The sequence below is a fragment of the Halobacillus sp. BAB-2008 genome, from assembly GCF_000328325.1.
GTDB lineage: Bacteria > Bacillota > Bacilli > Bacillales > Halobacillaceae > Halobacillus.
Window position 1 is genome coordinate 1 of the sequence record NZ_ANPF01000103.1, and the last position, 25,564, is coordinate 25,564.

The 25,564-nt window shown below is 46.4% G+C and carries 31 protein-coding genes and 1 pseudogene; 23 read left to right on the forward strand and 9 right to left on the reverse strand.

Annotation, left to right across the window (positions count from 1 at the left end; genetic code table 11):
• Positions 1 to 82: 82 nt before the first annotated feature.
• Positions 83 to 517, reverse strand: a complete 435-nt coding sequence (locus D479_RS18845) for a hypothetical protein (protein ID WP_008640244.1) — start codon at positions 515 to 517, stop codon at positions 83 to 85.
• A gap of 3 nt (positions 518 to 520) precedes the next feature.
• On the reverse strand, positions 521 to 715 hold the full coding sequence (locus D479_RS18850) for a helix-turn-helix transcriptional regulator (RefSeq protein WP_008640246.1): 195 nt from the start codon (positions 713 to 715) through the stop codon (positions 521 to 523).
• A gap of 314 nt (positions 716 to 1,029) precedes the next feature.
• On the opposite strand from D479_RS18850, the gene D479_RS18855 reads away from it, so the two are divergent.
• Positions 1,030 to 1,245, forward strand: a complete 216-nt coding sequence (locus D479_RS18855; protein WP_008640248.1) for a hypothetical protein — start codon at positions 1,030 to 1,032, stop codon at positions 1,243 to 1,245.
• Between the two features lie 17 nt (positions 1,246 to 1,262).
• The gene (locus tag D479_RS21125) at positions 1,263 to 1,493 is read left to right on the forward strand and encodes a PF20097 family protein (protein WP_008640250.1); all 231 of its coding nucleotides are present in this window, start codon (positions 1,263 to 1,265) and stop codon (positions 1,491 to 1,493) included.
• 383 nt (positions 1,494 to 1,876) lie between these two features.
• Here D479_RS21125 and D479_RS18865 read toward each other — a convergent pair whose 3' ends face one another.
• Complete coding sequence (locus D479_RS18865) at positions 1,877 to 2,932, reverse strand: hypothetical protein (protein WP_008640251.1); 1,056 nt, start codon at positions 2,930 to 2,932, stop codon at positions 1,877 to 1,879.
• Between the two features lie 199 nt (positions 2,933 to 3,131).
• Here D479_RS18865 and D479_RS18870 point away from each other — a divergent pair, with 199 nt between their 5' ends.
• Positions 3,132 to 5,252, forward strand: coding sequence for a methyl-accepting chemotaxis protein (locus tag D479_RS18870; protein WP_008640253.1), 2,121 nt, complete (start codon positions 3,132 to 3,134; stop codon positions 5,250 to 5,252).
• A 250-nt stretch (positions 5,253 to 5,502) separates the two neighbouring features.
• Positions 5,503 to 5,703, forward strand: coding sequence for a hypothetical protein (locus D479_RS20500; protein WP_026578540.1), 201 nt, complete (start codon positions 5,503 to 5,505; stop codon positions 5,701 to 5,703).
• Positions 5,704 to 5,742: 39 nt separating this feature from the next.
• On the opposite strand, the gene D479_RS18875 is transcribed toward D479_RS20500, so the two are convergent.
• Positions 5,743 to 6,531 (reverse strand): protein kinase, encoded by a 789-nt coding sequence (locus D479_RS18875; RefSeq protein ID WP_008640254.1) that lies wholly within the window; start codon positions 6,529 to 6,531, stop codon positions 5,743 to 5,745.
• 135 nt (positions 6,532 to 6,666) lie between these two features.
• Between D479_RS18875 and D479_RS18880 the strand changes: the two genes are divergently transcribed.
• The 6 genes from D479_RS18880 to D479_RS18905 all read left to right on the forward strand — a co-directional run bounded on the left by D479_RS18880 (position 6,667) and on the right by D479_RS18905 (position 9,557).
• The gene (locus D479_RS18880) at positions 6,667 to 7,290 is read left to right on the forward strand and encodes a GNAT family protein (protein ID WP_008640256.1); all 624 of its coding nucleotides are present in this window, start codon (positions 6,667 to 6,669) and stop codon (positions 7,288 to 7,290) included.
• Between the two features lie 113 nt (positions 7,291 to 7,403).
• Positions 7,404 to 7,622 (forward strand): hypothetical protein, encoded by a 219-nt coding sequence (locus D479_RS18885; protein ID WP_008640258.1) that lies wholly within the window; start codon positions 7,404 to 7,406, stop codon positions 7,620 to 7,622.
• A 92-nt stretch (positions 7,623 to 7,714) separates the two neighbouring features.
• The gene (locus tag D479_RS18890; protein WP_008640259.1) at positions 7,715 to 8,125 is read left to right on the forward strand and encodes an NUDIX hydrolase; all 411 of its coding nucleotides are present in this window, start codon (positions 7,715 to 7,717) and stop codon (positions 8,123 to 8,125) included.
• 32 nt (positions 8,126 to 8,157) lie between these two features.
• Positions 8,158 to 8,397, forward strand: a complete 240-nt coding sequence (locus D479_RS18895; protein ID WP_008640261.1) for a DUF2651 family protein — start codon at positions 8,158 to 8,160, stop codon at positions 8,395 to 8,397.
• Between the two features lie 29 nt (positions 8,398 to 8,426).
• On the forward strand, positions 8,427 to 9,356 hold the full coding sequence (locus D479_RS18900; protein ID WP_241210952.1) for an LD-carboxypeptidase: 930 nt from the start codon (positions 8,427 to 8,429) through the stop codon (positions 9,354 to 9,356).
• A gap of 3 nt (positions 9,357 to 9,359) precedes the next feature.
• A complete protein-coding gene (locus D479_RS18905; RefSeq protein WP_008640265.1) occupies positions 9,360 to 9,557 on the forward strand; it encodes a hypothetical protein in 198 nt (65 codons plus the stop codon).
• A gap of 50 nt (positions 9,558 to 9,607) precedes the next feature.
• On the opposite strand, the gene D479_RS18910 is transcribed toward D479_RS18905, so the two are convergent.
• A complete protein-coding gene (locus D479_RS18910) occupies positions 9,608 to 10,000 on the reverse strand; it encodes a hypothetical protein (RefSeq protein ID WP_008640266.1) in 393 nt (130 codons plus the stop codon).
• Positions 10,001 to 10,275: 275 nt separating this feature from the next.
• Between D479_RS18910 and D479_RS18915 the strand changes: the two genes are divergently transcribed.
• From D479_RS18915 to D479_RS18935, 5 genes are all read left to right on the forward strand, one after another.
• A complete protein-coding gene (locus tag D479_RS18915; RefSeq protein WP_008640267.1) occupies positions 10,276 to 10,809 on the forward strand; it encodes a GrpB family protein in 534 nt (177 codons plus the stop codon).
• 180 nt (positions 10,810 to 10,989) lie between these two features.
• Positions 10,990 to 11,979: a S66 peptidase family protein gene (locus tag D479_RS18920; RefSeq protein ID WP_008640270.1), complete on the forward strand. Its 990-nt coding sequence runs from the start codon at positions 10,990 to 10,992 to the stop codon at positions 11,977 to 11,979.
• A gap of 127 nt (positions 11,980 to 12,106) precedes the next feature.
• Entirely contained in the window at positions 12,107 to 12,442 is a 336-nt protein-coding gene (locus D479_RS18925) for a PadR family transcriptional regulator (protein WP_008640272.1), read from the forward strand.
• Entirely contained in the window at positions 12,439 to 12,780 is a 342-nt protein-coding gene (locus tag D479_RS18930; RefSeq protein WP_008640273.1) for a DUF1048 domain-containing protein, read from the forward strand. Before D479_RS18925 ends, D479_RS18930 begins: the two co-directional genes overlap by 4 nt.
• A gap of 32 nt (positions 12,781 to 12,812) precedes the next feature.
• Positions 12,813 to 13,598: a phosphotransferase gene (locus tag D479_RS18935; RefSeq protein ID WP_008640274.1), complete on the forward strand. Its 786-nt coding sequence runs from the start codon at positions 12,813 to 12,815 to the stop codon at positions 13,596 to 13,598.
• A gap of 278 nt (positions 13,599 to 13,876) precedes the next feature.
• On the opposite strand, the gene D479_RS18940 is transcribed toward D479_RS18935, so the two are convergent.
• Positions 13,877 to 14,656, reverse strand: a complete 780-nt coding sequence (locus D479_RS18940) for an SDR family oxidoreductase (protein ID WP_008640275.1) — start codon at positions 14,654 to 14,656, stop codon at positions 13,877 to 13,879.
• 335 nt (positions 14,657 to 14,991) lie between these two features.
• Between D479_RS18940 and D479_RS20045 the strand changes: the two genes are divergently transcribed.
• The gene (locus tag D479_RS20045) at positions 14,992 to 15,486 is read left to right on the forward strand and encodes a hypothetical protein (protein ID WP_008640276.1); all 495 of its coding nucleotides are present in this window, start codon (positions 14,992 to 14,994) and stop codon (positions 15,484 to 15,486) included.
• Between the two features lie 121 nt (positions 15,487 to 15,607).
• Here the strand turns inward: D479_RS20045 and D479_RS18950 are convergent, their stop codons facing one another.
• Complete coding sequence (locus D479_RS18950) at positions 15,608 to 16,372, reverse strand: SDR family NAD(P)-dependent oxidoreductase (RefSeq protein WP_008640277.1); 765 nt, start codon at positions 16,370 to 16,372, stop codon at positions 15,608 to 15,610.
• A gap of 102 nt (positions 16,373 to 16,474) precedes the next feature.
• Between D479_RS18950 and D479_RS18955 the strand changes: the two genes are divergently transcribed.
• Both D479_RS18955 and D479_RS18960 read left to right on the forward strand, forming a co-directional pair.
• Positions 16,475 to 16,852, forward strand: coding sequence for a MerR family transcriptional regulator (locus D479_RS18955; protein WP_008640278.1), 378 nt, complete (start codon positions 16,475 to 16,477; stop codon positions 16,850 to 16,852).
• Positions 16,853 to 16,874: 22 nt separating this feature from the next.
• Positions 16,875 to 17,240, forward strand: a complete 366-nt coding sequence (locus tag D479_RS18960) for a hypothetical protein (RefSeq protein ID WP_008640281.1) — start codon at positions 16,875 to 16,877, stop codon at positions 17,238 to 17,240.
• Positions 17,241 to 17,325: 85 nt separating this feature from the next.
• On the opposite strand, the gene D479_RS18965 is transcribed toward D479_RS18960, so the two are convergent.
• Together D479_RS18965 and D479_RS18970 are read right to left on the reverse strand one after the other, a co-directional pair.
• Positions 17,326 to 18,120 carry an SDR family NAD(P)-dependent oxidoreductase gene (locus D479_RS18965; protein WP_008640283.1) on the reverse strand — a complete coding sequence of 265 codons (795 nt, stop codon included), beginning with the start codon at positions 18,118 to 18,120 and terminating at the stop codon, positions 17,326 to 17,328.
• A 38-nt stretch (positions 18,121 to 18,158) separates the two neighbouring features.
• Positions 18,159 to 19,166, reverse strand: a complete 1,008-nt coding sequence (locus D479_RS18970) for an AraC family transcriptional regulator (protein WP_008640285.1) — start codon at positions 19,164 to 19,166, stop codon at positions 18,159 to 18,161.
• A gap of 880 nt (positions 19,167 to 20,046) precedes the next feature.
• On the opposite strand from D479_RS18970, the gene D479_RS18975 reads away from it, so the two are divergent.
• The 5 genes and pseudogenes from D479_RS18975 to D479_RS18995 form a co-directional block, all read left to right on the forward strand.
• Positions 20,047 to 21,042 (forward strand): LacI family DNA-binding transcriptional regulator, encoded by a 996-nt coding sequence (locus D479_RS18975; protein ID WP_008640290.1) that lies wholly within the window; start codon positions 20,047 to 20,049, stop codon positions 21,040 to 21,042.
• Positions 21,043 to 21,141: 99 nt separating this feature from the next.
• Positions 21,142 to 22,494 carry an ABC transporter substrate-binding protein gene (locus D479_RS18980; protein WP_241210953.1) on the forward strand — a complete coding sequence of 451 codons (1,353 nt, stop codon included), beginning with the start codon at positions 21,142 to 21,144 and terminating at the stop codon, positions 22,492 to 22,494.
• 94 nt (positions 22,495 to 22,588) lie between these two features.
• Positions 22,589 to 23,569 (forward strand): sugar ABC transporter permease, encoded by a 981-nt coding sequence (locus D479_RS18985; protein ID WP_008640293.1) that lies wholly within the window; start codon positions 22,589 to 22,591, stop codon positions 23,567 to 23,569.
• 232 nt (positions 23,570 to 23,801) lie between these two features.
• Entirely contained in the window at positions 23,802 to 24,428 is a 627-nt protein-coding gene (locus tag D479_RS18990) for a carbohydrate ABC transporter permease (protein ID WP_008640296.1), read from the forward strand.
• Between the two features lie 102 nt (positions 24,429 to 24,530).
• A pseudogene (locus tag D479_RS18995) lies at positions 24,531 to 25,502 on the forward strand (glycoside hydrolase family 32 protein); the annotation flags it as partial.
• Positions 25,503 to 25,564: the final 62 nt, after the last annotated feature.

Consider the following 25,564-nt stretch of genomic DNA (forward strand, 5'->3'; position numbering starts at 1 on the left):
TTCCCTTTTCAATCCAATATTAAATGTTGTGAGTAACAGCGTAGGGGAATTTCTCGACGATTGGAGAGAGGCGGTAGCTTTATCAGGTTTCTTTCATGATATGGCGGAAAATCAATGGAGCGAATAAAGAGAAGAGGAGTACACTTAACGTTACCCACCAACCGACAGATTTAAATGTGTCTTCGGGAATGATGAATGTGTATCCCAAATAGGATAAGAACAAAACACCTTGAAGCACTTTCAATGTTTTTGCATCGGCTTGATTCTTCTCCGCTACAAGTCTCTCATCCGTCTCGGATACAATAATTTTCGGGTTCTTTTTTATTTTCATTAGTTTAAGGAAGGAAGTCAGTGCTGCACTGAGAGGAATAAGTGATAAGGCTAAAAAGGCTTTGCTGTTAGGAAAAGAAATGGACGTTGTTTCGAGAATAAACCAGGTGATAAACAGGGCTAAGCTGACAAATAACGATATACCAATGGTTAATTTAGTTTCTTTAACTAATTTTTCAGCACGCATTGATCATTCCTCCCAGAATAAATCATCTAAAGTTTTATTTAATGCTTTACATATGGCCGTACACAATTTCAGACTCGGGTTATAGTTTCCAGATTCGATTAAATTAATGGTCTGCCTTGTAACCCCTACAATATCTGCTAATTTTTCTTGAGAAACATCGGCTTCAACACGGGCGATCTTCATTTTTTTGTTTTTCAAAAAATATCCTCTCCTCCTCCTACATTTATATTATTCAATACATTACAAAATGTCAATTATAAATTACATTTTGTAATGTGATTTGAGGAGGAGTTTCATCATTGGTTAGAAAAGCATCTGGGGAAACTGGAATTTTGGATTCGAGGTATAGGGAGGGGCTGTCGTTCAATTAGAACCATCACTTTTCATTAGATGTATATGGTTGTAATTTCCAAATTACGGCAAGTTTGATAGGATGTATTTAATTACCTATCACAGATTAAATTGCTTAGAACATGTGAAAGGAAATAGCACTTGCGGAGAGGAGAAGGTGGATGTTTTCAAATAGGAAAACCAAAAAAGGAAAATGGCTTGCTTACTTAGGTACATGGATTTTCGCTGTTGGACTAGCATTTAGTGAGATTTTTGATTTAGATGGTATGCCCAAACTATTAGAGGCTGCATCGATCCCTATGTTAGTAACAGGACTATTGATGATCATTACATCCAATTTCTTTAATAAGAAACGTTCTATAAAAACACTAAGGTGAAGGTGGTGTCACTAACAATGGACGATGTAGTAAGGTGTCCTGAATGTGGTAAAGAGTTGAAGCAAGGATATATTTTCTCGCCTCGAAGAATTTGCTGGTCCGACTCGCCTGATTCAATCTTTGCTGATTTTGGAAGTGAAACATTAATAGATGACGCATGGTTAAAAGTCAAAAAAAATCCAGCCTTGAGGTGTCAGGAGTGCAGCATAGTTATTTTTAAACATAAGGAAAACAACGATAAAAGATAGGCGTATTTTCTTGAAGAAACATGTTTTAGCCTTTATTACACTCATCGTGATGACTGGATGCAGTAATTAATGAAGGATGGAGACTTTCAATTTTAAATCGTAAAACCACAACGGTTCGTTTTTGCATGAACGAGTTGTTTCGTAGGATGGGAGTGGGATGTTCGTGATAAGCAAAAGGACTTCCACAAAAATAAGAAGTCCTTACTTATGGGTAATATCAACATTACGCTTCAGCACAGCCGCAAAAAAGCAACGATTTCATTAGGATAATGTGGATTTAAGGTTTTTGGATGGTGACGGTACCTTCAGGAGAGGATTCTTCAGGTCATTACGGGATACTCCTTGATAGTTTTTCTCCTATTATGCTGGTTCTTCGCTTCGTGTTACTGACCTATCAATAGATAGGTGCTGCTTTCTTTCAACGTATCATTTATTATTTGAACTTCCCATGCATGGAAGTCAAGCGCCGCCAATTGAATCGCATTCTCAAGTACAGACTGATCCGCTTCCGTTACCATGTCTTCATCCATTGTGTATTGCACCGCAGCCACACCGTTTGTCAGGGAAGAGTCGACAATTTGTATCCCTTCGACAATGGCTGACGAATAAAACGAATCGGCATGATCTATGGTGCCCATCGCATCTATTGTCTCTGGAAAAGTGAGGGGCTCACCGTTTTCATTTACCACTTGCTCCTCCAGCTCACCACCAGGGAGAAATAGGGTTTCTTCTAATGCTTCGTCATAAATCGTATAGTAACCGCGTGTTAAACCTTTTTCATCTTTAACGTCAATCGATTCATCGACGGATCGCTCAGCTAATGTCAAACCTTTTTCACCATCAGGGTTTAAAAAAGTAATCTCTTCAACTCCATAAAGATCACTGATCCCAAATAACGCGTCGAAGAATAAGGTGCTTTGAGTAGAGGTTGTGGATAATTCATTCCCATCTTCATGGAAGTGGATGTATAGGTGCGGCCATTCAAAGGATAGATCAGCGTACGAGCGGAGTATATCCTGCTCAGACGGGTCATTCTTTAAAAGTGACATTTCCAGGCGTTCTTCAGGTGAAAGTGCTTGTTTTTCTTCCTTATCACGGTGTATAGCGTATGCTGTATAAAACCGACTTCCCTCATCGAATACTTGAGTATCAATAAAATAATCAGGATTCTTTTGTGCGCCACTGTAAACGTCTGTGCTACTCTCGTCATCATTAGAAGTTTCAGCTTCACCTGAGGAGTCGATACTTTCAGCGTCCCCATCATCCGCGTTCTTTTCGCTCTCAACATCGTCTCCTGTGCTGCCGTCCAGCGATTCCGAACTTTCATTTTCAACAGGTTCAGAGGTTTGACGATCTGCCTCCTCCTGTGAGCTTTGACATCCAGCCATGAGTAAAAGCACAGCCATCAACAAGAATACTTTCATCGCTTTTTTATCCATTAAATCCCTCCTGATCCATATATACCCTTTAGGTGGTTGTTTGAAAATCATTCGAATGGTTGTTTTCTCGTCCTTCTCGCAGTCAGCTAATGAAAAACAACTCAGGAAACACAATGAAATTGCTGGTTAATAATTGAAAAAGTCTGTCGAGTTCCGATATTAATGGGGATAATCCACACCATAATGGGGGAATGATTGTATGCGGAATCGACGGACCAGATTAAGAAGTAAAATGTTATGGGCGCTGCTGCCGGCTATTGTTCTATCACTCTTGCTTGTTACGTTTGCCTCGTATTACCTTTCTAAGGATCAGATGGAACGGGAGATCGAAGCGAAAACCGAAGCTACGCAAAACAGCATCATTAATGATATGAATAACCGTTTTAATAAACATGAGCAAGTGGCTCATTCCACGGCCGCTGTTGTAGAAGCGATGGGGAATTCCCTGTCCAGGGAAGCGTATATATCGATATTGGGAAATGCGATTCAGACCAATGAGGATACACTCGGGGCGGGTGTCTGGTACGAGCCTTATACATACGAAGAAGACGAACAGTATTTCGGTCCCTATGTATATAAAACGGAGGATGGCGTGACCTCTACTTCGGATTATGAGAACGCCGACTACGATTTTCCGAATACGGATTGGTACGAAGCCGGGAAAGCTGCGGAAGTCGCTGGCTGGACGGATCCTTATTTTGATGAATCCTCTGGTATCACGATGGTGACGACGGCGGTTCCTTTTTTCAATAAAAACAAAGAGTTCCAGGGCGTGATTTCCAGTGATATCGATTTAACCAGCATCCAGAAGATTGTAGCGGATATCGATATAAGTGAAGAGGGGTATGCTTTCTTAACAGATGCGAACGGGAAGTATCTCTCATCTCCTGCTCCGCATAAGATGATGAACGCTTCGATCACGGATGAAGGAGATTTTGGAGTCCAAGGAGAAGCGATACTCTCCCAAACGCAGGGTTCCTTACGTCTGTCTCAGAACGGAACCAACCAAAAAATCTTTTATACTACTGTTCCAAAGACTGGGTGGAAGCTTGGGATCGTCATCCCGACAAAGGAACTGTATGCTGCATCCAATCAACTGCTTGGTCAGGTATTGATTATTGTAGGTGTGGTCATCGTAGTAATGGTTGTCGTTATTTTCTTGTTCTCCAGAAACATGACACGGCCGATTGAAGCGCTCGCGGAACAGACGAAGAAAGTTGCAGAGGGCAGGCTTTCTGTGGGGCAGGATTCGAATCGGACGGATGAGATAGGTCAATTAACGAACCACTTCAACTTGATGGTGGAGAGCATGAGGGGCTTTATCCTGAAAGCGAAGGACTCGGCAGCGACGGTAACGGTGTCGGCGGAGAACTTTAGTGCAGTCTCCGAGGAAACCACCGCTTCCAGTGAGGAAATTAACAAGACGGTGGGAGAAATCGCTTCTGCTTCCTCTACTTCAGCAGAGGATATCGAAGCAACGAAGCAGCAAATGAAGAGTCTCGCAGCCAGGATGGACCATGTCACAGAGTCTTCTCATGAAATGAAGGGCAAATCGAAGGATGCCTCACGTGCAAGTGAAACAGGCTTGACGCAGATGTCCGATTTGGAGAAGAGCTCAACGGAATCCAACGAAAAAATCGATGACGTAGAAGCGTTGATCCAATCCCTTTCTACACAAATAGAGAAAATAAACACTGTGATCGTCAGCATCAGCCAGTTTTCCGAACAAACGAACCTTCTGTCCCTGAATGCAAGCATCGAAGCGGCAAGAGCCGGTGAACACGGTAAAGGCTTCGCCGTCGTGGCAGAAGAAGTCCGTAAACTCGCTGACCAATCCTCCCAATCGACGGCGGAGGTGCAGGAGATCATTGAAGAAATTCTGGAAAGCTCCAGTCGAGCGGTAGAAAGCATGGCAGCGACGAAAGAGATATCCAATCGCCAGAAAGAGGCAGTCACACGAACCATCGAAGTGTTCCATCAAATTGGGAACAACGTACAAACGATCGATCAGAGTATCCAGCAGAACGTAGAAGAAGTTGCGTTAATGAATGAAGATAAAGAAGAAGTCCTGCTGGCTATGGAACGTATTTCCACGAATATACAGGAGACGGCAGCTGCGAATGAGCAGGTCACTGCGACGATTGATGAACAGGTACAGGCGATGCAGTCGGTATCTTCTTCGGCAGACAGCTTGAGTGCATCCTCCGAGAATCTGCAGTCGATCATCGATGCTTATCAACTGGAAACGGCGGAGGAAGAACCGGAAGCGAACAGAGGAGCGGCAGTGAAAAACGAATGGACGGATAAAAAAGTAAGTTGACTACAAGCGTCCCAACACAAGAGAGCCATAGCTCAGAATTGTGGCTCTCTAAACATACCGCTGTTATTATCGGGAGAAAGCGCGGAAGTCATAGAAGCGTCTGGAATCGAAGTGTTGAAGGGACAAGTCGGGCAATGATGACAAGATAGATATTACTTGTCCAAAACGGCCGCCCGCTTTATGCTCATAATAAGAGGATGTGTCTGTCTTGAAATATAGGACATCTCTCCTCGAAAAGGAGTGTGCTTAAATGTTTAAAAAGATCATGAAAGGCATTTCGAAAGAGTTTAGTAAGCGGGGAAGCAGCAGCGGGCGCAGAAGGTCTTATCGTCACGGCTCAAGCAGTGGGAAGCGGCGTAAGTATTATGGAAGCAGCAGCAGCCGACGTGGGCGGAATCCGCTTTATGGTTCGCACCGTTATAAAAAGAAACGACATTATTCCAGCAGCTGATCGACATGCAGAAGACTCCGTAGGGTACGGAGTCTTTTTTTAATGGCGGGAAGAGATCCGGGCGAGTACCTGCTCAAGCGCTCCCAGTATTTCTTCCCCATTGTTATACGGAGGTTCCATCTCAAGCAGTCGCTTCAACAGCTTGGTGGTGAGCGGGTGAAGGGTGAGTTCTTCCGTCCACGGCCGGTTCCTTTTAGTGTCGCCTTCGTAAGACGAGTAGAGGAGAAATAACAGGAAATCACCGACATCAAAGAAATCATCCCGGGCCAGCCGTTCACGCTGCACGTGGTCCTTGGTGTCCAACGTGTGCGCCAGGCCGAAGTCGATCAGATGCACTTCTCCTTCATGAAGGAGGACGTTCGGAATTCGGATGTCTCCGTGAAAGACGTCGTTTTGGTGGATATAACAAACGATTCCCATCAGCTTTTTCACAAGCTCCAGACATTCCTTTTCCGAGTATTTCTGATTGGATGCAAACAGCGTGTCCTCGACGTTTTTCCCCTCGATAAATTCCATGGAAAAGAATGCTTCTCCATCAAAGGAGAAGGTTTCGATCAATGCAGGAATCCCGGGGTGCTTCAGCCGCTGGAGAATCGCCGTCTCTTCCTCGTAATTCTCTTTATTCTCCTTCCCCTTGCTTTTACGCATCTGCTTGACCACACATGTATCCCCGGCGTTCAAATCTTTACAAAGATAAATGATGCCGTAGCTCCCATTCTGCAGCACTTTCTTAATCTGATATCGTTCCGCCAGAACCTCATTTTTTCCATAGGGACGATCCATGAGCTTCTGACGGACCCTCTTCCATAACCAATGTACGGTTTCCATACACACCTCTTTGTTTTGTTTGTTTTATCATATCAAAGGAAGCAGGGAGGAGGATAGGGAGGATATTTGAAAAGCTTTCCAGTTGAACCTTGAAGTGGTAATCTAGATAAACAAACGCAGTGGAGAGTATTTTCTGTGAAGAGAATACCGTTCGATAAAGAGGGAAAAGAGGAGCGGATACGTATGGACATAGAGAATCATTTAAAGAGAATGCCGGAGTTTGAAACAGAACGAATAAAGCTGAGAAAGTTAGCCTATTCAGACGTCGAGGATGTGTTCGCCTTCTGCTCCAACCCTAACGTAGCAGGGCCGATGACATGGGAGGCGAACCGTACGAAAGAAGAGACAAACGAGTTTCTGCGTATGGTCATCACCGGCTATGAAAAAGGGGGTTCCGGTGAATGGGCGATAGAATGGAAGGAAAGCGGCCGGGTGATCGGCGTGGCAGCATTCATTGATTGGAGCAACAAACACAAGTGTGTGGAACTGGGGTATTTTCTTTCCGAGAATTATTGGGGAAAAGGCGTAGCAACAGAAGCGCTGCAGGAACTCGTCCACTACGGTTTCAAGGATCTGGAGCTGAATAGAATCGAAGGCAGATCCGATACGGATAATTTCGGCTCTCAGAAGGTCATGAAAAAGTTGGGGATGCAGCATGAAGGAACATTGAGGAAGAATGAGTGGATTAAAGGTGAGTTCAGAGATACGGAAGTTTACGGCATGTTAGCAGGTGACTATGATTCGAACCCGGATTATTGATCATACAAACATGGAAGTTAGTATGACTTTACAGACTTTTTTATAATCACTAGGGTAAACAGTGATTGGATGAATACACCCTCTCCATTGCCTATTGGAGAGCAGATCAACTCATGGTAAAATGGAAAAATGAGGTTGTTAATCAGCGGTTCTTTATGAAAAAATTGTGGGGGTTGCGTTTGAGCTTCTTTCAAAAACAGTGGATCAGAAGTATGTTATTGATGTGCGTCCTCTCCCTTCTGGTGGTGTGGGACCACCCGGTTTTATTTGTAATCGGGGTCGTTGCTTTGTCCGTGCTGGAAGTATGGATACATAAGAAAAAGCAGGCATAGCTGTACATAGAAAAAATAAGCCCGGACGGGGATGCATCACGTCCAGGCTTTTCTTTGTATGGCTCGAAGAAGATAAAGGGGGGGCATGGTTAGTGAAACGTGTAGACGTTGCATACGCCTTGGTTTTTGACGAGGTCGAACAAAAAGTATTGATGGTGAAAAATAGAGGCAGGGACTGGTCCCTTCCCGGCGGAGCTGTAGAAAAGGGAGAAACCTTTGCGCAGGCCGCTATTCGCGAGTGTAAGGAAGAAACAAATGTAACGATAGAAGTCGAAACGATCGTAGCTGTGAATGAAGCGTTTTTTGAGAAAGAAGCCCATCATGCCTTGTTCCTTACTTTCAAGGCGAAGGTTGTGGAAGGATCGATCCGAGTCGTACATAAAGATGAAATCGAAGAAATAAAGTGGGTCGATTATGAAACGGCAGACGGATGGATGCCTTATCATGCGAATGGTGTGGAGCGGCTGCTTCAAGCATCTGCACCCTATACGTTTCAAGGATAAGGGGACAATTTAAGAAGAAAGGGGGGCGCATCATGTCCGAGTTTACCATCGTTTTTCTTTTGTGTCCGTTAATGGTACTCGCTGCTTCGGTAATCGGCCATGCCGTTTTCCACAAATGGGCGGTCATGCCGACAGCTGTATTTGTCGTGTTTACCATTCTTACGTTCACCGTTTTCAATTCGAGCTTTTTCATCTGGGTGATGGTGTATACGGTTCTTTCCATCATCGTAAGCCTTTTGATGAATAGAAGGAAAGGAAACCCTGCTTATTGAAGGATAAGGAAATCCCGGGAGGAATGTTAATGAAGAAGGAAGCGGGCACGATGATAAAACCGAATGCTTTACGAAAAGGGGACAAGGTTGCGGTTATTGCACCGGCCGGTCCTCCGGATCGAGTGCTGCTTAATCAAGGCATAGCCGCATTGGAGGAGATGGGGCTTAATGTATTCATCGGCCGTCACGTGTTCGATGGGGAGGAAGCGGGAGCGCATCTTATCCAAAATCGGGTGGATGATGTCCATGCAGCGTTCCGCGACCCTTCCATCCGAGCGGTGTTTTGTGCGAATGGCGGATACGGGTCGGCGAAACTCGCGCCGATGCTCGATTACCAATTGATGGAGCACAACCCTAAGATTTTCTGGGGATATAGTGATCTTACTTATTTGCTGGAAGCCATTCGTAAAGGAAGCGGCCTCGTTACCTTCCATGGGCCGATGGTGGCGTCCGACTTGAATGAGGCACAGAGAACGAGCGGAAACATTGCCTCCTTTTCCCCTTTGTTCACGGGGGAAAGCGTGACCTTTGATTCCAGTAAATCCCAGCTGTTCAAGCTGGCTCCAGGGACAGGGACGGGCCGTATCGTCGGCGGGAATCTCACGCTTCTCACCAATGGGATGGGCACACCTTATCAAGTGGAAACGTCCGGGGCGATTCTTTTGATCGAGGAAGTCGCAGAGCCCGCCTTCCGCATTGATTTGATGCTTACCCACCTGAAGCAGGCAGGAGTCTTTGACCAGGTGGAAGGAGTCATTTTAGGAAATTTCCAAGTGGAACAGGAGGAGGAAGCACGGGTGAGTCAAGTGCTGGAAGACTTCTTCGCTTCCTCGCCGTTTCCAGTCGTCGGGAACTTCCCGTTCGGCCACTGCTCTCCGAATTGCGGCATTCCGCTGGGTGTGAACGCGATCTTGTCCACTTCTCCGCCTCAATTGGTGATCGAATCGGGGGTCGTTTAATTTATGAAGAAGTTGAACCGAAAAGCGCGTCTTTTACAGTGGACATTCATCGTCCTCCTACTTGCTGCGTTTGCGTTGATGCTTGCGGGTTTACGAGAGAGCGTGTACTTTGTGGGGGCGACGGCCGCTGCGTTTATCGTCAATTTGTACTGGGCGGTTATAGAGCATAAGCGGAAACGGCAGAAAAAGGAAAACAGGTAAAGAGGAGGGGGAAAGGGAGTAAAGATAGGAGGTATACAGTGGTAGACCATTTAACGACCTTTCATCGGTTGCTTTTTACCTGAACGACTCCTCAACAGCTCATCAATGACGAAATAAAAAACTGCTATCACAAGAGAGTACAATGCAAGGCCCCATAAAGCAAAAAGTGTTAATAGTCCAGCAATAACATGAAAGGCATAAGAAAAAAAGAAACGTGCTGCTCCCCATTTTTTTGTAATTAAATCAGATACTATTGAAATAGGTAGCCCATACAAAAATACGCCAATAGATATATATCCAGCTACAATGCTAAAGCTACTCATGAATCCAGGAGATTGCTGCTCCCCTAAAAGCATATGGGGTGGAGTAACTAAAGTGACAATGATGGATGCAATAACCGTGGTAATCAATGCAGATAATAGCTTTCTTCTTAATAACAACACCTTCACACACCCCCCTTAGTTACCATTCCGTCCAGAGAGTATGAACGGATAACGATTTGTTTTCTGTCTTGCTTGGAAACTGAAAAATTCGATCTCTTTCTTTTTTGGAGTACACTCTCCATTCTCCACTAATTTTCACTTTCATTCTTAAACCTTATTTATAAACAAGCCCCCTATATAAAATACCATTATTTGTTAAGTGTTATAAAGCAATTCTTGAAGTACCATAAAGATTTTCTAAAAAAAACAGCTTCAGTAAAAAGAGGAGAGATAGAATGGTTAATCGTGCGATGAACGTTATGGTCAAAGACTACGAGGAAAGCTGGCCGGTTTTGTTTAAAGAGGAGGCCGAAAAGCTGCGAGCTGTTTGGAAGGGAGAACTTGCTGCCATTCATCATATCGGCAGTACGGCCGTTCCCGGACTGAAAGCGAAGCCTGTCATCGACATCATGCCGGTGGTGGAGCAGATAGAAAAAGTGGATGACTACAATGAATCGTTGCTGGCATTGGGGTATGAGCCGCTCGGCGAGATGGGGATTCCGGGGCGGCGTTATTTCAGGAAAGGCGGCGAGAACCGGACCCACCAAATCCACGTATTCCAAAAGGATAACCACCACGAAATTGATCGGCACCTTGCCGTCCGTGATTACCTGCGGGCGCACGAGGAAGCGGCGGCCGCCTATGGCGCGTTGAAAGCGTCCCTTGCCCTTGAGTTTCCGAAGGATATCGCCGGATACAGTGCCGGGAAGGACGACTTTGTAAAAGAGTTGGAAAGAAAAGCGCTGGATTGGAAAAAGGATAACCTCTAGCTTTTAAACAAATCGACCTGCATAGTTTCACTCATACTCTCCTGAAAAAGTAAGGCCGGTTGATAGAAGCCGGCCTTACTTTTGATCATGCTTGTTCTTTCTTCAGGCTGTGGTATGCTGATTTGTAAATCATTAACTGTTTCATGCTATTTTCTAAGAATTATAGAGAGGGGAAACCACATGCCTGGCTTACATATAGGAGATAAAATCGGTATCTTCACACCATCCTCTCCGGCGACGGTTACAGCCAAAGTCCGGTACGAGCGGGCGAAAGCGTTTCTTGAAGGGAAAGGATTCACCATCGTAGAAGGACGTTTGACAGGAAAAACGGAAGGTTACCGTTCCGGTTCGCCGAAAGCACGGGCGGAGGAGCTGAATGAGTTGTTAAGGGACCCGGACATAAAGATGGTGATGGCATCCATCGGCGGGACCAATTCCAACAGCATGCTTCCCTACATCGATTACGAAGCATTCCGCACCCGCCCGAAGCTCGTCGTCGGCTATTCCGATGCGACGGCCGTCCTGCTCGCTCTCTATCATAAGACGGGGATGACGACCTACTACGGCCCCGCGCTCATTCCATCCTTCGGCGAGTTCGAACCGCTTGTCGAAGACACGTATCGATATTTCGAAAACTATTTCCTGAAAGACATGAAGCTTCCCTATGAGGTTCCAACGCCTCCCTATTGGTCGGACGATCCAGTAAATTGGCTGCATCAGACAGGAAAGAAGAAGCTGTTTGATAATGCCTGGATTACGAGGAATGAGGGAACCGCCGAAGGACGCCTGATCGGGGGCAATGTCAATGCCATGTACGGATTCATCGGAACGGAATATTTCCCTCCTGTGAAAGAGGGGGACATCCTCTTGATAGAAGATTGCATGAAGGATGCATCCACAGTGGAAAAGAACTTCGCGATGCTGAAGCTGCACGGCATCTTCGATCGTGTTTGCGGCATTCTCTTAGGAAAACACGAGCGGTACGACGATCTCGGCACGGGAAAAGAACCGATCGATCTGCTGATGGAACAGCTCGACGGCCGGGACATTCCGGTTATCGGTGAGTTCGACACGAGTCATACCCACCCGATGCATCCCCTCGCCATCGGGAAAAAGGTGCGGATGGACACGCAGACTCGAACGGTGCAGTGTGTGGAGGCGTGGATCTGACATTCTATAAAGGGTGAGCTGCCTGCTGCTTATACGGAATAGCTTGACCAGCTATTCCGTTATACTATATAGTGGTAGTAAGTAATACTTAATATCGGTATCACATAGTACTGGAAAGGAGGTACACATGAGTAATTTCAGAGAAATGATGAAAGGGGTCCTTGAAGGGTGTGTGCTTGAAATCATCAGTCGCGGAGAAACGTACGGCTATGAAATCACCCAGCAGCTGCGCAAGCTCGGCTTCACCGACGTTGTGGAAGGAACCGTCTATACGATTACGATGAGGCTGGAGAAGAACAAGCTGGTGGAGATCGAGAAGAAGCCTTCCAATATGGGGCCGCCGCGGAAGTTCTACACCTTGAACCGGGCCGGAGAAGAGCAGCTGGAACTATTTTGGGAGAAGTGGGGGTTCCTCTCGTCAAAAATCAACGAACTGAAAAAGGAAAGGGGAGAACAGCAATGAGTATTTTTGAGAAAATGATCGGGAGTATGCAGGACAAACGGGAATGGAGAGCAATGGAAGCGCGAGCCAAGTCACTACCGGAGGAATACCATACGGCTTATAAGGCGATTCAGAAGTATATGTGGACGACCGGCGCACCGACGGATTGGGAAAGCACGCACCGCATCTTCAGCGGCATCCTTGATCTTTTCGAAATGGGGGCGGCAGAAGGGAAGAAAGTCACGGACCTTACGGGAGAGGACGTAGCGGCCTTCTGTGATGACCTGGTGAAGGATGAACAATCTTGGAGAGATAAGCACCGCCGGCAATTGAATGATACGATCCGCCGTGGTGAGTGAGGGCGGTTTTGAACAGGGAAGGGGCATGTCAGTTGGCTGATCATGGAGAAGAAAGACTCGCCGGAGGAAACGTATCAAACGTGTACCGGGCAGGAAACACCGTCCGGCGGGAGTGGAAACCGGAAAGCGGACGAATCCACAAGCTGCTGCTGCATTTGGAAAAGAAGCAGTATCCATATGCCCCGAGGTTCCTTGGGGTGGACGATCAGGGCCGGGAAGTTCTATCCTACATTGAAGGGGAAGCCGGTCATTACCCTTTGAAAGGATACATGGGATCCGATGAAGTGCTCACAGAGATCGCAGGGATGCTGCGCAGGTATCATGATGCCGTCTGTGACTTTCCTATCCCGGAGGAGTGGCCGTCGCTCGATCGGACGCCTGCGCCGAGGGAAGTCATCTGTCACAATGATTTCGCCATGTACAATATCATTTTCCATAACGAGCATCCCGCAGGAGTCATTGATTTTGATGTCGCAGCCCCGGGGCCGCGGATGTGGGATATCGCCTACACGTTATACACGTGCGTCCCATTGAGCCGCAAGCACGATGACGCAGACGGTAATGCCGTCCCCTATCGTTTTCCGGAAGATGCCGAGCGGATCAAACGGAGGGTGAAATTGTTTTTTGCAGGCTACGGAATGGAAGAAGAAGGATACTTGGAGATGGTCGAGCTTCGTTTAGAAGGTCTTACAGCCTTAATGACGAGAAAAGCGGCCGAAGGAGACGCTGCCTTTCAGAAGATGATAGAGGAAGGACATCTGGAACATTATCAGAAAGACATCGCCTTCCTCCGCAAGCACGGGAAGGAATGGATGTAAGCAGGGAAAAAGGAAGGGGAACGTATCGGTTCCCCTTCCTTTTTATGTTGTGAAATAATGGTGTAGTGAGCGGGCTCCGGAAAATGGGATGCTTTCCACGGGGCGGCCGGTGAGCCTCCTCATCGCGATGCTCTTCCGGGGTCTCACCTGTTCCGCTAGTCCCGTAGGAGTCACCCATTTTCCTCCGCCCTTCGCCATATTATTCTAACACTCCCCTTGTTACAGAAGTTCTCCGTACGCTTTACGCAGCCTGTTGTAATAGAAAGTATTTGATAGGATTATGACGAAAATCCTCCGTCGGAATGGATGATTTGTCCGGTGATCCAGGCGGCTTCTTCACTGGCGAGGAAGGCGATCAGCCTGGCTGCGTCCGCAGGTTCGCCGATCCGTCCCATCGGAAACTTCGGCCTCAGCGTATCTTTCAGCGTCCCGCTCATCCAGCCGGTGTCCGTCGGACCGGGATCGACAGCATTGACCGTAATGTGGTGGGTGGCAAGCTCCAGCGCAACGGATTTCGTAAACGCAGATACGGCGCCCTTTGTCGCTACGTACGCCAAGTTCCCCGGCTCCGGTGATTTGTCCTGACCGGAAACCATATTGATGACCCGGCCGCTGTGCTTCCCCTCGATCCGGCGTGCGAATTCCACCGTCAACAGGCATGTGCCTCTCACATTCACTCCGTAATGAGCATCAAGAATGTCCGCCTGCATGGACCGGAAATCGGCATCAACGGAATAGGTGGCGTTATTGACGAGGATGGAAGGGGAGCCGAGTGTCCCGCTCACGGTATCCAGCAATTCTGCCGCCGCATCCGGTCGGGACAGATCGAGCTCCATCGATGCACACCTTACGCCAAGGCTGCGGATTTCTTCCATCAGGATGTCCGGCCAAGCGGCATCTTTTTCTTCCGAGTAATCCATCGTACGGTCGTACGCGGACCAGTGGGTGAAGAAGATATCGGCTCCTTCCTCAGCAAGCGTCCTGCATATGGCGGTGCCGATTCCGGATTCCCGGCTGGCCCCTGTTATAATGGCAATGTTATGAATGAGTCGTGTCATAAAAAGCATCTCCCTTTATGGAAACGCTGAGCAGACGGCTATCGGAGATGTTAGGTTTACGCACGTATCCTTAATAGAAGAACACCGATGCGGTAATAGCAGAAGCCAGCGATCCTGTAATGGCATACGAAATAAACGTCCCTTTTGATTAAAGGAACTCTCTTTTTCATCCCGTACCATTAAAGGATATCGCCCATACCGATCCATGCTCCTTTCGTCCATCTCCTTTCTTCATCTAACCATAATATCCAAATGTAGTAAACCTCTTCTGCAGCCGTTCCTTTCATGATACACTGATTGTAATATTTTTCTATTTGGAGAAAGGGGGCGTAAGGATGTTGAAAAAGAGCCTATTCTTTTCTGTCCTGGTCTTGTTCCTGCTTGCTGCCTGCTCGGAAGCCGAGGGGACGGAACCATGGAAAGCAGCCGTCATCGGGAAGCTCCCTGATTTTTCCGATGAGACGGTGGATTTCTCCTCTTATTCCTTGAAGGAATGGACGGAGGACGGTTCGCTTTCCGACCAATACGATGCGTTATTTGTGATGCCCGATCAGTTTGCGGAAGCTTCACAGGATAAATATGTTTCCATGTTCAAAGAATCATCGGTGCCGGTAGTTTTCGTGAAATCGGAAAAGCGTCATCTTCCTTTTGTAACGGAGGGAATGGATTATGAAGCGACTCCGGATGCTGCGAAGGCTGATTACTTCGCCACTATTTATGAGTGGACCGGCGGGGAAGAGAACAGGGAGGATGTTTGGTATATCGAGGATACAGAGGACGATTTCGCCAATTATCAGCATCTTCTGGAAAAGCTTGCTTCGATTCAGTAAGGATGGACATAAACGAAAAGACTGCCGATGGATAATCGGCAGCTTTTTTTACACCTTGTTCGGTGCGGTCGGGCTGCGGAAAATGGGATGCTTTCCTGGATTTCTCGTCAGCCCCTTCTATTCAATTATTGGAATTGCGGTCGACGTAAGGGAAAATCGGATCTTTCAGATGGAACTCATAGGTGTTTCCGTCTACGATGCCGACTACTTTGTCACTGTCGTAAAGGTCCAGCAGGAAGTGGGCCATTTCTTTGGATGTATGGTACTTAGGCAAAGCCTCGTCATAGTTGAACTGATCGACATCCATTGCCTGCTTGGCAAATTCGGATTCGGTCGCGGCCGGAGCCAGTACTTTCGCCCGCATTTTCGCACCCCGGCCTTTCAGCTCCTGGGCCAGTCCTTCTGTAAAGGCACTGACGAAGAATTTGGTGGCACAGTAGGTCACGGCGTTGGCTACGATCGTATATCCGCCACCGGACGAGATGTTGATCAGCTGTGTGCCTTCTTTTTCTGCATAATCACGTGCAAACAGAGAAGAAAGAATCGTCAATGCTTCGTTGTTTAATCGCAGCATCGTTTCAATCTTCGTCAGGTCATGCCCGGACACGGGATCGAAGTTGCCGAAACCGGCGTTGTTGACCCATGTCTCCAATTCATATTCCTTCAGGCTTTCATACAGGTCATACACCTGGTCGCTTTTGGAAAGGTCCGCTGTTTTGATGACGACCTCCACGTTCTTATCCAGTCCGTTGATCTCCTGCTTCAATTCTTTCAACTGCTGCTCCCGTCTTGCCACAACGATGACGTTCTTGCCGCGGGCCGCGAAGGCGAGGGCTGTTTCATAGCCGATTCCTGAACTTGCTCCTGTAATAACCGTGTATTTCATGTGAATACCTCCAATGATTTTATGTTATGCTCCTAGCATAAGGCTTGAAGTGCACTTCAACGCAAGCATAAACACTTTCATTAACCGATTGGAGGAAAAGATATGTTTACAATTAGGGAAACGGCGGAGATGCTGGAGCTGAAACCGCACACGCTTCGGTACTATGAACGGGAAGGTATCATAACGAGTGAAAGAGATGAACAGGGGTACCGGACATTTACAGATGAACAGATCGGCTGGCTCCGCTTCGTGAAGAAGCTCCGGGAGACGCAGATGCCGATCCAGCATATTAAAGAATATGCCGAGCTTTATGTAGAAGGGGAGCACACCTCCTCGAAACGCCTGGAGCTGCTGGAAGAACACCGCCGGGCCATCCAGGAACAGCTGCGGACACTGAGGGCGACCGAGGAAATGCTGGATCATAAAATCGAAACGTATAAAGAGTATCTAAGGGCAGGAGAGGAACATCCGACGACATAACATCTTTTTGAGGAGGCTTGTCATGAAGAAGGTCGCAGGTTTGTTATGTATGCTGCTGTTCCTTTTTCTCGGATGCAGCGGAGAGTCTGAAACAATCGGGAACCCAACTCCTGAGGATTTTCTAAAGGAGGAGGGAGCCGACATTTTTCTCCTGGACGGATATGTGTACTCAAATGCGGAAGGTATCGAGTGGGTCGAGGAGTTGGCATACACAGCAGGCGGACAAATCGGGGAAATATCGAGGCAGACGGATAAAGCGGTCCTTTTCCGCAACGGAACGGCCAACCGACTTCCTGTGGGAACAAAGATTTACGAAACGGATACGCCGGTCTGCATGGCCGTGGTGGATGGCAGAAAGCTACTCTATTTGAAGATGGTCGAAGGGTGAGGAAGATTTTTTATCGACCGGAATGACAAATCCCATTTTGGTATGGTGCTTTTTCATTGACGGGATGTAAAGTGCCGGTTGAGCGTTAAAAGATAGTCGGTACCAGGCCGCCGTCCATACGGATCGGGGATCCTTTAAATGCCGATGCATAAGGACTGCAGACGAATGTTGTCAGCCTACCTACCTCGGAGGGTCTGATGAATCTTTGTATCTCCGATTGAGGGAGGTTTGCGGCCATAAATGCCTTTTCTTTCTCTAAGAACGTCATGTCTTTATTATCGTACATTCCCTCAATAATCTGCTGCACATTCTCAGAGAGGGTCGGGCCTGGCATGATCGTATTGACGGTAACATCTTCTCCTCGTGTCAATTTAGATAAGCTTTTCGACAAAGATAACAGCATGGATTTTGTCATACAGTATTGTGGCATTTGTCCGGAAGGCATAACGGCTTCTTCACTGGCAATAAAGATAATTCGACCAAACTCCTTGTTCCGCATTTTAGGTAAATAAAATTTAGATAAACCATTTGCAGCAAGAACATTGGTATGGAAATATTTTTCCCATATTTCATCGGTAACGTCCTCATACTGCATGATTTCATAAATCCCCATGTTGTTTACTAAAAGATCAATATCGGGATACTTTTCGAATAAATGCTCCCGTTGTTCCACATCTGCAATATCGGCTGCCGCATTTTGAGGAGAGGTTGCAGGGAAAGCTGCTTGTATTTCCTTTACCACGCCTTCTACCTCTTCCTCCTTTCGGCCGTTAATAAGAACATGAACACCTTCTTTTGCCAGCTCCATAGCAATGGCTTTCCCTATTCCTTTTGTAGAACCGGTCACTAAAGCGGTTTTGTTGGTTAGTCCCATCTCCATCCTATACATCTTCCTTTCATTCATTAATAAAACTGAGCTTACGGTGTTTCACCTAAACGTTCCGTGCGCCAACGGGAAGGAGTATCCCCTTCCCAAAGTCGAAAAGCCCGATAGAACGAGTTTTGATCTTCATAACCAATCAGAAAGGCAACTTCACGAATATCGAGCGAAGGATCTGCTAAGTACTCACGTGCCAGCTCCTTCCGAACTTGTGTCAACAAATGTTTGAAGCTCGTCCTCTCCTCATGAAGCCGGCGCTGCAGGGTACGGTTGCTCATCCCGAGCTCCGCGGCGGCTGTTTCGATACCAGCACGTCCTCCCGGCAGGCTGCGTTTCAAAAACCACTTGACCATTTCTGTAACGGAATTACCGGATTGGTGCTCCGCAGCCGATTGATCCAAAACAGGAGCCAAGACTTCAAGCAGCTCTGCGTTATACGAGGCGAAAGGGAGGTCAAGGTCCTTTCGGTGGAGGATCAATGTATTCCTGTTTCCACCGGTTTGGACACGGCATCCGAAGTAAGCTTCAAGCGGCTGAACGTCGCCCGGCAAGCACGAAAGTTCCACGGATTTCGCAGTCAATGGACGACCAGTACCCCGCCGTCCTAACTCCAGAAGAAAGGCAAGCGTAATACCTGCTAACACCGCCGGACCAGGCTCATCTTTAGACATCCATCCCAGTTCGATAGAGCACTCATCACCATCTTCTGTGATCAGTAAACCCTCAGGAGGACACAGCCGCTTATAACGAACCATTCGAGTTAGAGCGTCGCGATAGTCACGAGCGTGATAAGCAGCTAAAACAGTCGGCGGAAAATGAACGGTTTCGAAGCCGGTCGACAGCCTGATGATTGCTTCAGACGTGTCCCCTATGAGATCAGAGTACGCCTGCCAGATGGATAGATACTGGGAGGAGGTGACCATCGGTTCATGAATTATGGTGAGTGGAAGTCCCGCTTTTCGGGCTATTTCATGAGGGGAAACCCCCAGCTGTTGTACTCCCGTCCAAAATCCAGCCGGAAATTTAATACGGGTATCAGACGTCATTTCCTACACCTCCCTCGGCTGTCGATAGCCTGCCTTTGTTATATCTACCTTGTTGGGTAGGATACGTATCATCTTATCAATCGGGTGTTGTTTTGTAACTAGCAAAAGGCGACATACAGCTAACAATTCCCGCCAAATTTATGCTGTTGATGGACTGGATATATAGGGTCAGCCTGTCCTTTTAGTAATAGCCATCATCTTATCACCCAAGTTCGTTTTAAGAATCGTTACCAGGTGTAACAAAAAGGTTCTTCTGCAGCAAAAAGAGAGTTTTCTTGGTAAAAGAAAAGCAATATTAACGGATACAGTTATAAAAGTGAGCAAAGTTTCTGGAAATGTCAGAAATGAAAGAGAAAATCGTTGGGATGATGTAGACTTCTATACAGAATATGGAGAAAGCATCTTTATTTTTCTTAATAACCAACTCATAATACATCAGTTAAAACCGAAAAATAAAAGGGAAGAAGTTCAAAGCTTCCTTCATAGCAGGGGAGTTGAAAAAAAAGCGTAGGTACGACCTTATTTGATGCAATGCCCGTGACTATTTTACCTAGAGTATAGAAAATTCAAGGGAAACATTAACTCGATCAGAATCTATGGTGTAATATTCAGATTGCATAGTAACTCGTCTTTCATAGGAACCTAATCAAAAAGTTAATAGATCATGTTAAGTGTGCTCATTGAATGGGAGTACACTTTTTTATGTTTGGAAAGGCTGTGATGAGAACTTGTAGACGTACCTCAGTCCCAGTACTACCTAAAACAAAAAAAGAAGAAAATGTAAAAAAACACATTGACGAAAGCGTTTGCAAAGAGTATAGTCTACTTAAAGTAATCGATTACGTAAACGATTAAATGGGTTTAGAAATGAGGATTAACCATGGTTTCCATTAAAGATGTTGCAAAAAAAGCACAAGTCTCTACAGCAACCGTATCTCATGTGATCAATGAGACAAGATTTGTGGCAGATGAGACAAAGCAGAAAGTACACCTTGCGATGAAGGATTTGAATTATCAGCCTAATCGAATCGCAAGAAGTCTTCGCAGCCGTAAATCCAGTACCATCGGACTTTTGGTTCCGCTGGTTGCAGAAGATACGTCGAATTTCTTTTTCATGAGCATTGCAAATGGAATTGAAAAGGTGTTGAAAGATAACGGCTATAACTTAATACTTAGTAATTCCAATGAGGATGAAGGAACGGAAAAAGATCAAATCCGCGTGTTTAATACGCAGTTGATCGACGGGTTGGTCATTGCCCCTGTGAATGGAAAAGATTCTGCATATAAGAAGGAACTAAAAGGTGACTATCCCGTCGTTTATATTGACCGTCATCCGAGCGGTATCGAAGGGGACATGGTCCTTGTCGATAACCTCCGCGGATCCTATGAAGCAGTCCGTGCTCTCCTGGACAAAGGATATGAACGGATCGGCTTCATCACAGGAACCCTTGGAATTACCACTAGTGATGAACGCTTGAAAGGATATAAAAAAGCCTTGAAAGAGAGAGGAGCACCTATAAGGGAGGAGTTTATTAAAGAGGGGCCTGCCACGTTTGAACAAGGCTATCAATTAGCCAAAGAACTTCATGAGGCCGAAGTATCTGCTTTGTTTGTTGCGAATAATGTCATGACAATGGGAGCGGTTTCTTACCTTAATGAACATCAGGTTAACATTCCTGAAGAAATCGGCATCATAGGGTATGACGATTATGATTGGATGAAGATCACTTCCCCACCTTTATCTGTCGTGAGGCAGCCGGCGTTTGAGATTGGAAAAGTAGCCGTAGAGCAGCTGCTTAAGAGAATAAATGGTTCACAAGAGAAATATACAGAAGTCATGCTCGATTCAGAGTTGATACAGAGAGGTTCCTTTTAAAGCGAACCTTCTCTTTTTACCCATAAAGTAAACGATTACGTAAACGTTTTCGTGATGTAGCAGTTGTTTGTATTCATTATGAAATGGGAGGTATGGATGGTGAAAAAATTATCGTATTTGCTGGCAGGGATCTTATTGGTGTTTATGCTCTCGGCGTGTTCGGGTGAAAGTGATGCGAATTCGGATGCAGATGGTGGCGGCTCTGGTGAGAATACAACAAGTGACACCGTGGAGACTGGTTCTGTTGATACAATTGTGGAAGCTACTGGGGAAGAAGAGGTCATGCTCGATTTCTGGATTCACCAAACCGGTGAAGACGAAACAAACGCCTACATTGAGTTAATTGATGCATTCAACAAAGAGCATGACGACATCCATGTCAACGCAGAAGTCATCATTGATGACGGAGCCAGTGCCTACAGTGACAGCATCAATGCCGCTCTAGTGGCAGGAAACCTTCCGGATGTCATGGCAGTTGACGGTCCTTACGTCTCAAGCTTTGCTGATGCTGGAGTGATTCAGCCGATTGATAAATATATCGACGAAGAAACGAAAGGCCAATATGTAGATTCGATTATCCAGCAAGGCACGTACAACGATGAATTATATTCCTTAGGAGCAATGGAAGCTTCCGTCATGCTTTATTACAACAAAGATTTGTTGGATGAAGCGGGGATTGAGCCGGCTGATTCTATAGAAGAAGCCTGGACGTGGGATGAATTGATGGAGAATTCCAAGAAGCTCACGACCGAGGATCGTTATGGGCTGAACTTGTTTATGAATTACGGTGTTGGTGAATGGCTGACGTTTATGGGCGCACCGCTTGCATGGTCTAATGGAGGCGCATTGATTTCCGAGGATGGTACAACAGTGGATGGGTATTTAAACAGTCCGGAAACGATGGAAGCTTTCCAGTATGTGAAAGAACTATTTGCGGAAGGCGTTGTTACCGATAGTCCTGGTGAGATGCAGTTTGAAGAAGGAAATGCAGCCCTTGCTTTAGGAGGTCCATGGATTGCTGTTTCGGCTGAAGAAGCTGGCTTGAACTGGGGAATGATGCCGTATCCATACAAAGATGAGAAGGTTTCTCCTTCCGGAAGCATGGCTTATGCTGTCACGAATAATACAGAGAATCCTGAAGCTGCTGTCGAGCTTATGAAGTGGATGACGAATGAAGAAGCAACAATCAAAATCTCGAAAGCTACAGGCATGCCGCCGGCACAGAAGTCTGCGTTCGAAAACATGGAGAAATTCAATGAGCTTCCATGGAGCGTTATGAAAGAACAAGTCATGGAAACGGCTCACGCCCGCCCGGCAACGCCTGCTTATCCTGTATTGACAGATGCATTTGCTCAATCTTTCCACGCTGCTGCTCTAGGCGAAGATGTAGAGAGTGTAGTGGAACAACAGGTTCAGCGTGTCGAGCGTGAATTGAAACGTTTTGAAAAATAGTCCAACTGTTGATCGGGGCCTGTGCCTTGCTGCAGGCTCCTTCCAATTAATAAAGACACGGCGTTTACAGGTTTGAAGGAGAGGGTGAACAAATATGAAAGGGAACAGTTCTTCTGCGAAACAATTGCCTGATCATCATTATAAGGATCCATCTGAACCAACGATCAAAAGAGTGCCGCCAAATAGGAAGAAAAAAAGAAAATCGCAGGCATTCCAAGAAGCGATGACAGGGTACTTCTTTCTGGCCCCTGCTTTGATTCTTCTGGGTGTATTCCTTTTGTACCCGATGGGAGCTGCTTTTTACTACAGCTTTACAGATTTCTATATTTTAAAGCCGGATGATATTTCATTCATCGGGTTCGAGAATTTTACTTATATATGGCAGGATGCTCAATTCCGACAAGCCTTCTGGAATACCGTTTATTTCTCTGTCATCGTCGTTCCAGTTCAACTGGCAGTGGCGCTGGGGCTTGCTTTGCTCATTAATAAGAAATTAAAATTCCGCGTGTTTTTCCGGACAGCCTTTTTCTCCCCTGTCGTAATGTCTTTGGTTGTGGTCTCCATTCTTTGGACGTTTATGTACAATCCGAACGAAGGATTGATCAACCAGCTGCTCGGACTCATAGGGATTTCCCCACAACCGTTTCTGACAAGCCCTGATCAGGCTATGAATTCCATCATTGCCATGTCTGTCTGGCAAGGGGCCGGGTTCCAGATGATGATCTTTCTGGCAGGTCTTCAAAACATCCCTAACCATTTATACGAAGCGGCAGATATTGACGGAGCAAGCAATTGGCAGAAGTTTTTACATGTGACGCTGCCCGGGTTGAAGAATATTGCCTTGTTTATCTTTATTACGATCAGCATTGCTGCCTTTAAATTACTCGTTCAGCCGATGATCATGACACAGGGAGGTCCGCTTGGGTCTACCAAGTCTCTGGTCTATCACATTTATGAAACGGGATTCAACTATCGAGATGTGGGTTATGCCTCGGCCATGGCCGTCGTATTTACACTGATTGTCCTTACCATCACCATTATTCAGCGGGTGCTCATTCGTGAAGAGAGGGGGTAAAAGCTATGAAAAGAAAGAAAGGAATACAAAGAGTCTCGTTATATGTTTCTGTGATATTACTTACCTTCATCTTTCTCTTTCCCTTAGTATGGATGCTTGTTTCCTCGTTGAAAGATGAGTTTCAAATTTTCAGGGATATGAAATCACTGAAAGCCTTTCTGCCTCCGGCTCCAAACGAAGTGGAAGGGGGTACTTCCATAACTATATCGCAGCTTTTCAACGTGTCGATCTTATGAAGTACATTATGAACAGCTTGATTTATACAACCGGTATCATTGTCTTTGGACTTATTGTGAATTCCATGGCTGGTTATGCGTTGGCGCGGTTTCGCTTTCCGCTGGCCGGCTTCTGGCTGGGAGTCATTATCGCGACCTTGATCATCCCGCCGGAGAGTATCTTTCTCCCCCTCTACGTTTTAGTGTATGACCTTGGTTGGGTCAATACTTACACGGGTTTGATCGTTCCGTTTATCGCGAATGCTTTTGCCATCTTTTTATTCCGGCAGTTCTTTCTCGATTTTCCTAAAGAGTTGGAGGAAGCCGCCAAGATTGACGGCTGTTCTCAAATCGGCATCTTCTTCCGGATCATCGTCCCGCTTTCCAAGCCGGTGTTTGCGACTGTGGCGATTGTCTTATTTATCAATCATTGGAATGACTTCCTATGGCCGCTTGTTGTCGCTTCGGATGAGAGTATGCGTACCATCCAAATTGGACTGCAGTACTTCATGAACGAACCACCTATCAAGTGGGGGCAGGTGATGGCTGCATTAACGGTCGCTACGGTTCCTATGCTGTTGATCTTTGCTTTCCTGCAAAGATACTACGTACAAGGATTAACACACACTGGTTCAAAGAATTAAAGGTTTGTATGCAAGGACGGGCAGCAGACATTGCTGTCTATCGGAAAGAATTTAATAGCGTTGGAAGGAGTGCCATGACATATGATTCAAAACCAGCCGTTAGCGACGAATGGGTATTATCAGGAGAGGTATCGGCCACACATCCATTTCACCCCTGAACAAATGTGGATGAATGATCCCAATGGCCTTGTCTACTTTGAAGGGGAGTACCATCTCTTTTATCAATATCATCCAAACAGTACAAAGTGGGGGCCGATGCATTGGGGGCACGCTGTCAGTAAAGATCTTATGGAGTGGGATCATCTTCCTGTCGCTCTGTACCCGGATGATTTGGGCATGATTTTTTCAGGTAGTGCGGTAGTCGATCACAAGGATACGAGCGGTTTTTTCGATGGGAAACCGGGACTCGTAGCTGTTTTCACCCACGCCGATGGAGAATTGCAAAGACAAAGCATTGCTTACAGTAAAGACCGGGGCCGGACATGGATCAAATATGACAGCAATCCGGTGATTCCAAACCCGGGTATCAAGGACTTTCGTGATCCGAAGGTGTTCTGGTATGAGGATACAGAACAATGGGTGATGGTGATTGCTGCAGGGAGGAAAGTTCAATTCTACGTCTCGCCTGATTTGAAGCAGTGGACCTATGCCAGTGAATTTGGAGATGGCTGGGGGGAACAAAAAGGCGTGTGGGAATGCCCTGACCTGTTTCCGCTAACCAATGAAAAGTCCGGGGAGAAGAAGTGGGTCCTGCCGATCGGGATTGATGCAGGCGCACCTTCAGGTGGCTCCGGGACGCAGTATTTTATCGGGGAATTTGATGGCAGACATTTTGTTCCACATCAGTCGAAGGAATCTGTTCGCTGGCTTGATTATGGGAAAGACTTTTATGCGGCACAGTCCTTTTCCGATCTTCCTGGGAGAAGGGTGGTCCTGGCGTGGATGAGCAATTGGCAATATGCCAATGACGTACCGACAGATCCGTGGAGAAGTGCCATGACGATTCCAAGAGAACTGACATTAACGATGATAGAAGGTCGGGAACGCCTGATTCAGAAGCCGGCAGCAGAGCTTACAAGGTTGATAGAAAGGCGAATGGAGATGGATCCCTGCCTCCTTCAAGAGAAGCAATCCAT

Excerpts from the sequence above, each read along its gene's own strand:
- D479_RS18915 (WP_008640267.1), top strand. The coding sequence starts at position 10,276 with ATGGTTAATCGTGCGATGAACGTTATGGTCAAAGACTACGAGGAAAGC.
- D479_RS21125 (WP_008640250.1), top strand. The coding sequence starts at position 1,263 with ATGGACGATGTAGTAAGGTGTCCTGAATGTGGTAAAGAGTTGAAGCAA.
- D479_RS18920 (WP_008640270.1), top strand. The coding sequence starts at position 10,990 with ATGCCTGGCTTACATATAGGAGATAAAATCGGTATCTTCACACCATCC.
- D479_RS18875 (WP_008640254.1), bottom strand. The coding sequence starts at position 6,531 with ATGGAAACCGTACATTGGTTATGGAAGAGGGTCCGTCAGAAGCTCATG.
- D479_RS18975 (WP_008640290.1), top strand. The coding sequence starts at position 20,047 with ATGGTTTCCATTAAAGATGTTGCAAAAAAAGCACAAGTCTCTACAGCA.
- D479_RS18925 (WP_008640272.1), top strand. The coding sequence starts at position 12,107 with ATGAGTAATTTCAGAGAAATGATGAAAGGGGTCCTTGAAGGGTGTGTG.
- D479_RS18970 (WP_008640285.1), bottom strand. The coding sequence starts at position 19,166 with ATGACGTCTGATACCCGTATTAAATTTCCGGCTGGATTTTGGACGGGA.
- D479_RS18885 (WP_008640258.1), top strand. The coding sequence starts at position 7,404 with ATGGTAAAATGGAAAAATGAGGTTGTTAATCAGCGGTTCTTTATGAAA.
- D479_RS20500 (WP_026578540.1), top strand. The coding sequence starts at position 5,503 with ATGTTTAAAAAGATCATGAAAGGCATTTCGAAAGAGTTTAGTAAGCGG.
- D479_RS18950 (WP_008640277.1), bottom strand. The coding sequence starts at position 16,372 with ATGAAATACACGGTTATTACAGGAGCAAGTTCAGGAATCGGCTATGAA.
- D479_RS18900 (WP_241210952.1), top strand. The coding sequence starts at position 8,427 with ATGAAGAAGGAAGCGGGCACGATGATAAAACCGAATGCTTTACGAAAA.
- D479_RS18990 (WP_008640296.1), top strand. The coding sequence starts at position 23,802 with ATGAAGTACATTATGAACAGCTTGATTTATACAACCGGTATCATTGTC.
- D479_RS18965 (WP_008640283.1), bottom strand. The coding sequence starts at position 18,120 with ATGGAGATGGGACTAACCAACAAAACCGCTTTAGTGACCGGTTCTACA.
- D479_RS20045 (WP_008640276.1), top strand. The coding sequence starts at position 14,992 with ATGTTGAAAAAGAGCCTATTCTTTTCTGTCCTGGTCTTGTTCCTGCTT.
- D479_RS18870 (WP_008640253.1), top strand. The coding sequence starts at position 3,132 with ATGCGGAATCGACGGACCAGATTAAGAAGTAAAATGTTATGGGCGCTG.
- D479_RS18845 (WP_008640244.1), bottom strand. The coding sequence starts at position 517 with ATGCGTGCTGAAAAATTAGTTAAAGAAACTAAATTAACCATTGGTATA.
- D479_RS18855 (WP_008640248.1), top strand. The coding sequence starts at position 1,030 with ATGTTTTCAAATAGGAAAACCAAAAAAGGAAAATGGCTTGCTTACTTA.
- D479_RS18960 (WP_008640281.1), top strand. The coding sequence starts at position 16,875 with ATGAAGAAGGTCGCAGGTTTGTTATGTATGCTGCTGTTCCTTTTTCTC.
- D479_RS18955 (WP_008640278.1), top strand. The coding sequence starts at position 16,475 with ATGTTTACAATTAGGGAAACGGCGGAGATGCTGGAGCTGAAACCGCAC.
- D479_RS18865 (WP_008640251.1), bottom strand. The coding sequence starts at position 2,932 with ATGGATAAAAAAGCGATGAAAGTATTCTTGTTGATGGCTGTGCTTTTA.
- D479_RS18895 (WP_008640261.1), top strand. The coding sequence starts at position 8,158 with ATGTCCGAGTTTACCATCGTTTTTCTTTTGTGTCCGTTAATGGTACTC.
- D479_RS18985 (WP_008640293.1), top strand. The coding sequence starts at position 22,589 with ATGAAAGGGAACAGTTCTTCTGCGAAACAATTGCCTGATCATCATTAT.
- D479_RS18905 (WP_008640265.1), top strand. The coding sequence starts at position 9,360 with ATGAAGAAGTTGAACCGAAAAGCGCGTCTTTTACAGTGGACATTCATC.
- D479_RS18940 (WP_008640275.1), bottom strand. The coding sequence starts at position 14,656 with ATGACACGACTCATTCATAACATTGCCATTATAACAGGGGCCAGCCGG.
- D479_RS18930 (WP_008640273.1), top strand. The coding sequence starts at position 12,439 with ATGAGTATTTTTGAGAAAATGATCGGGAGTATGCAGGACAAACGGGAA.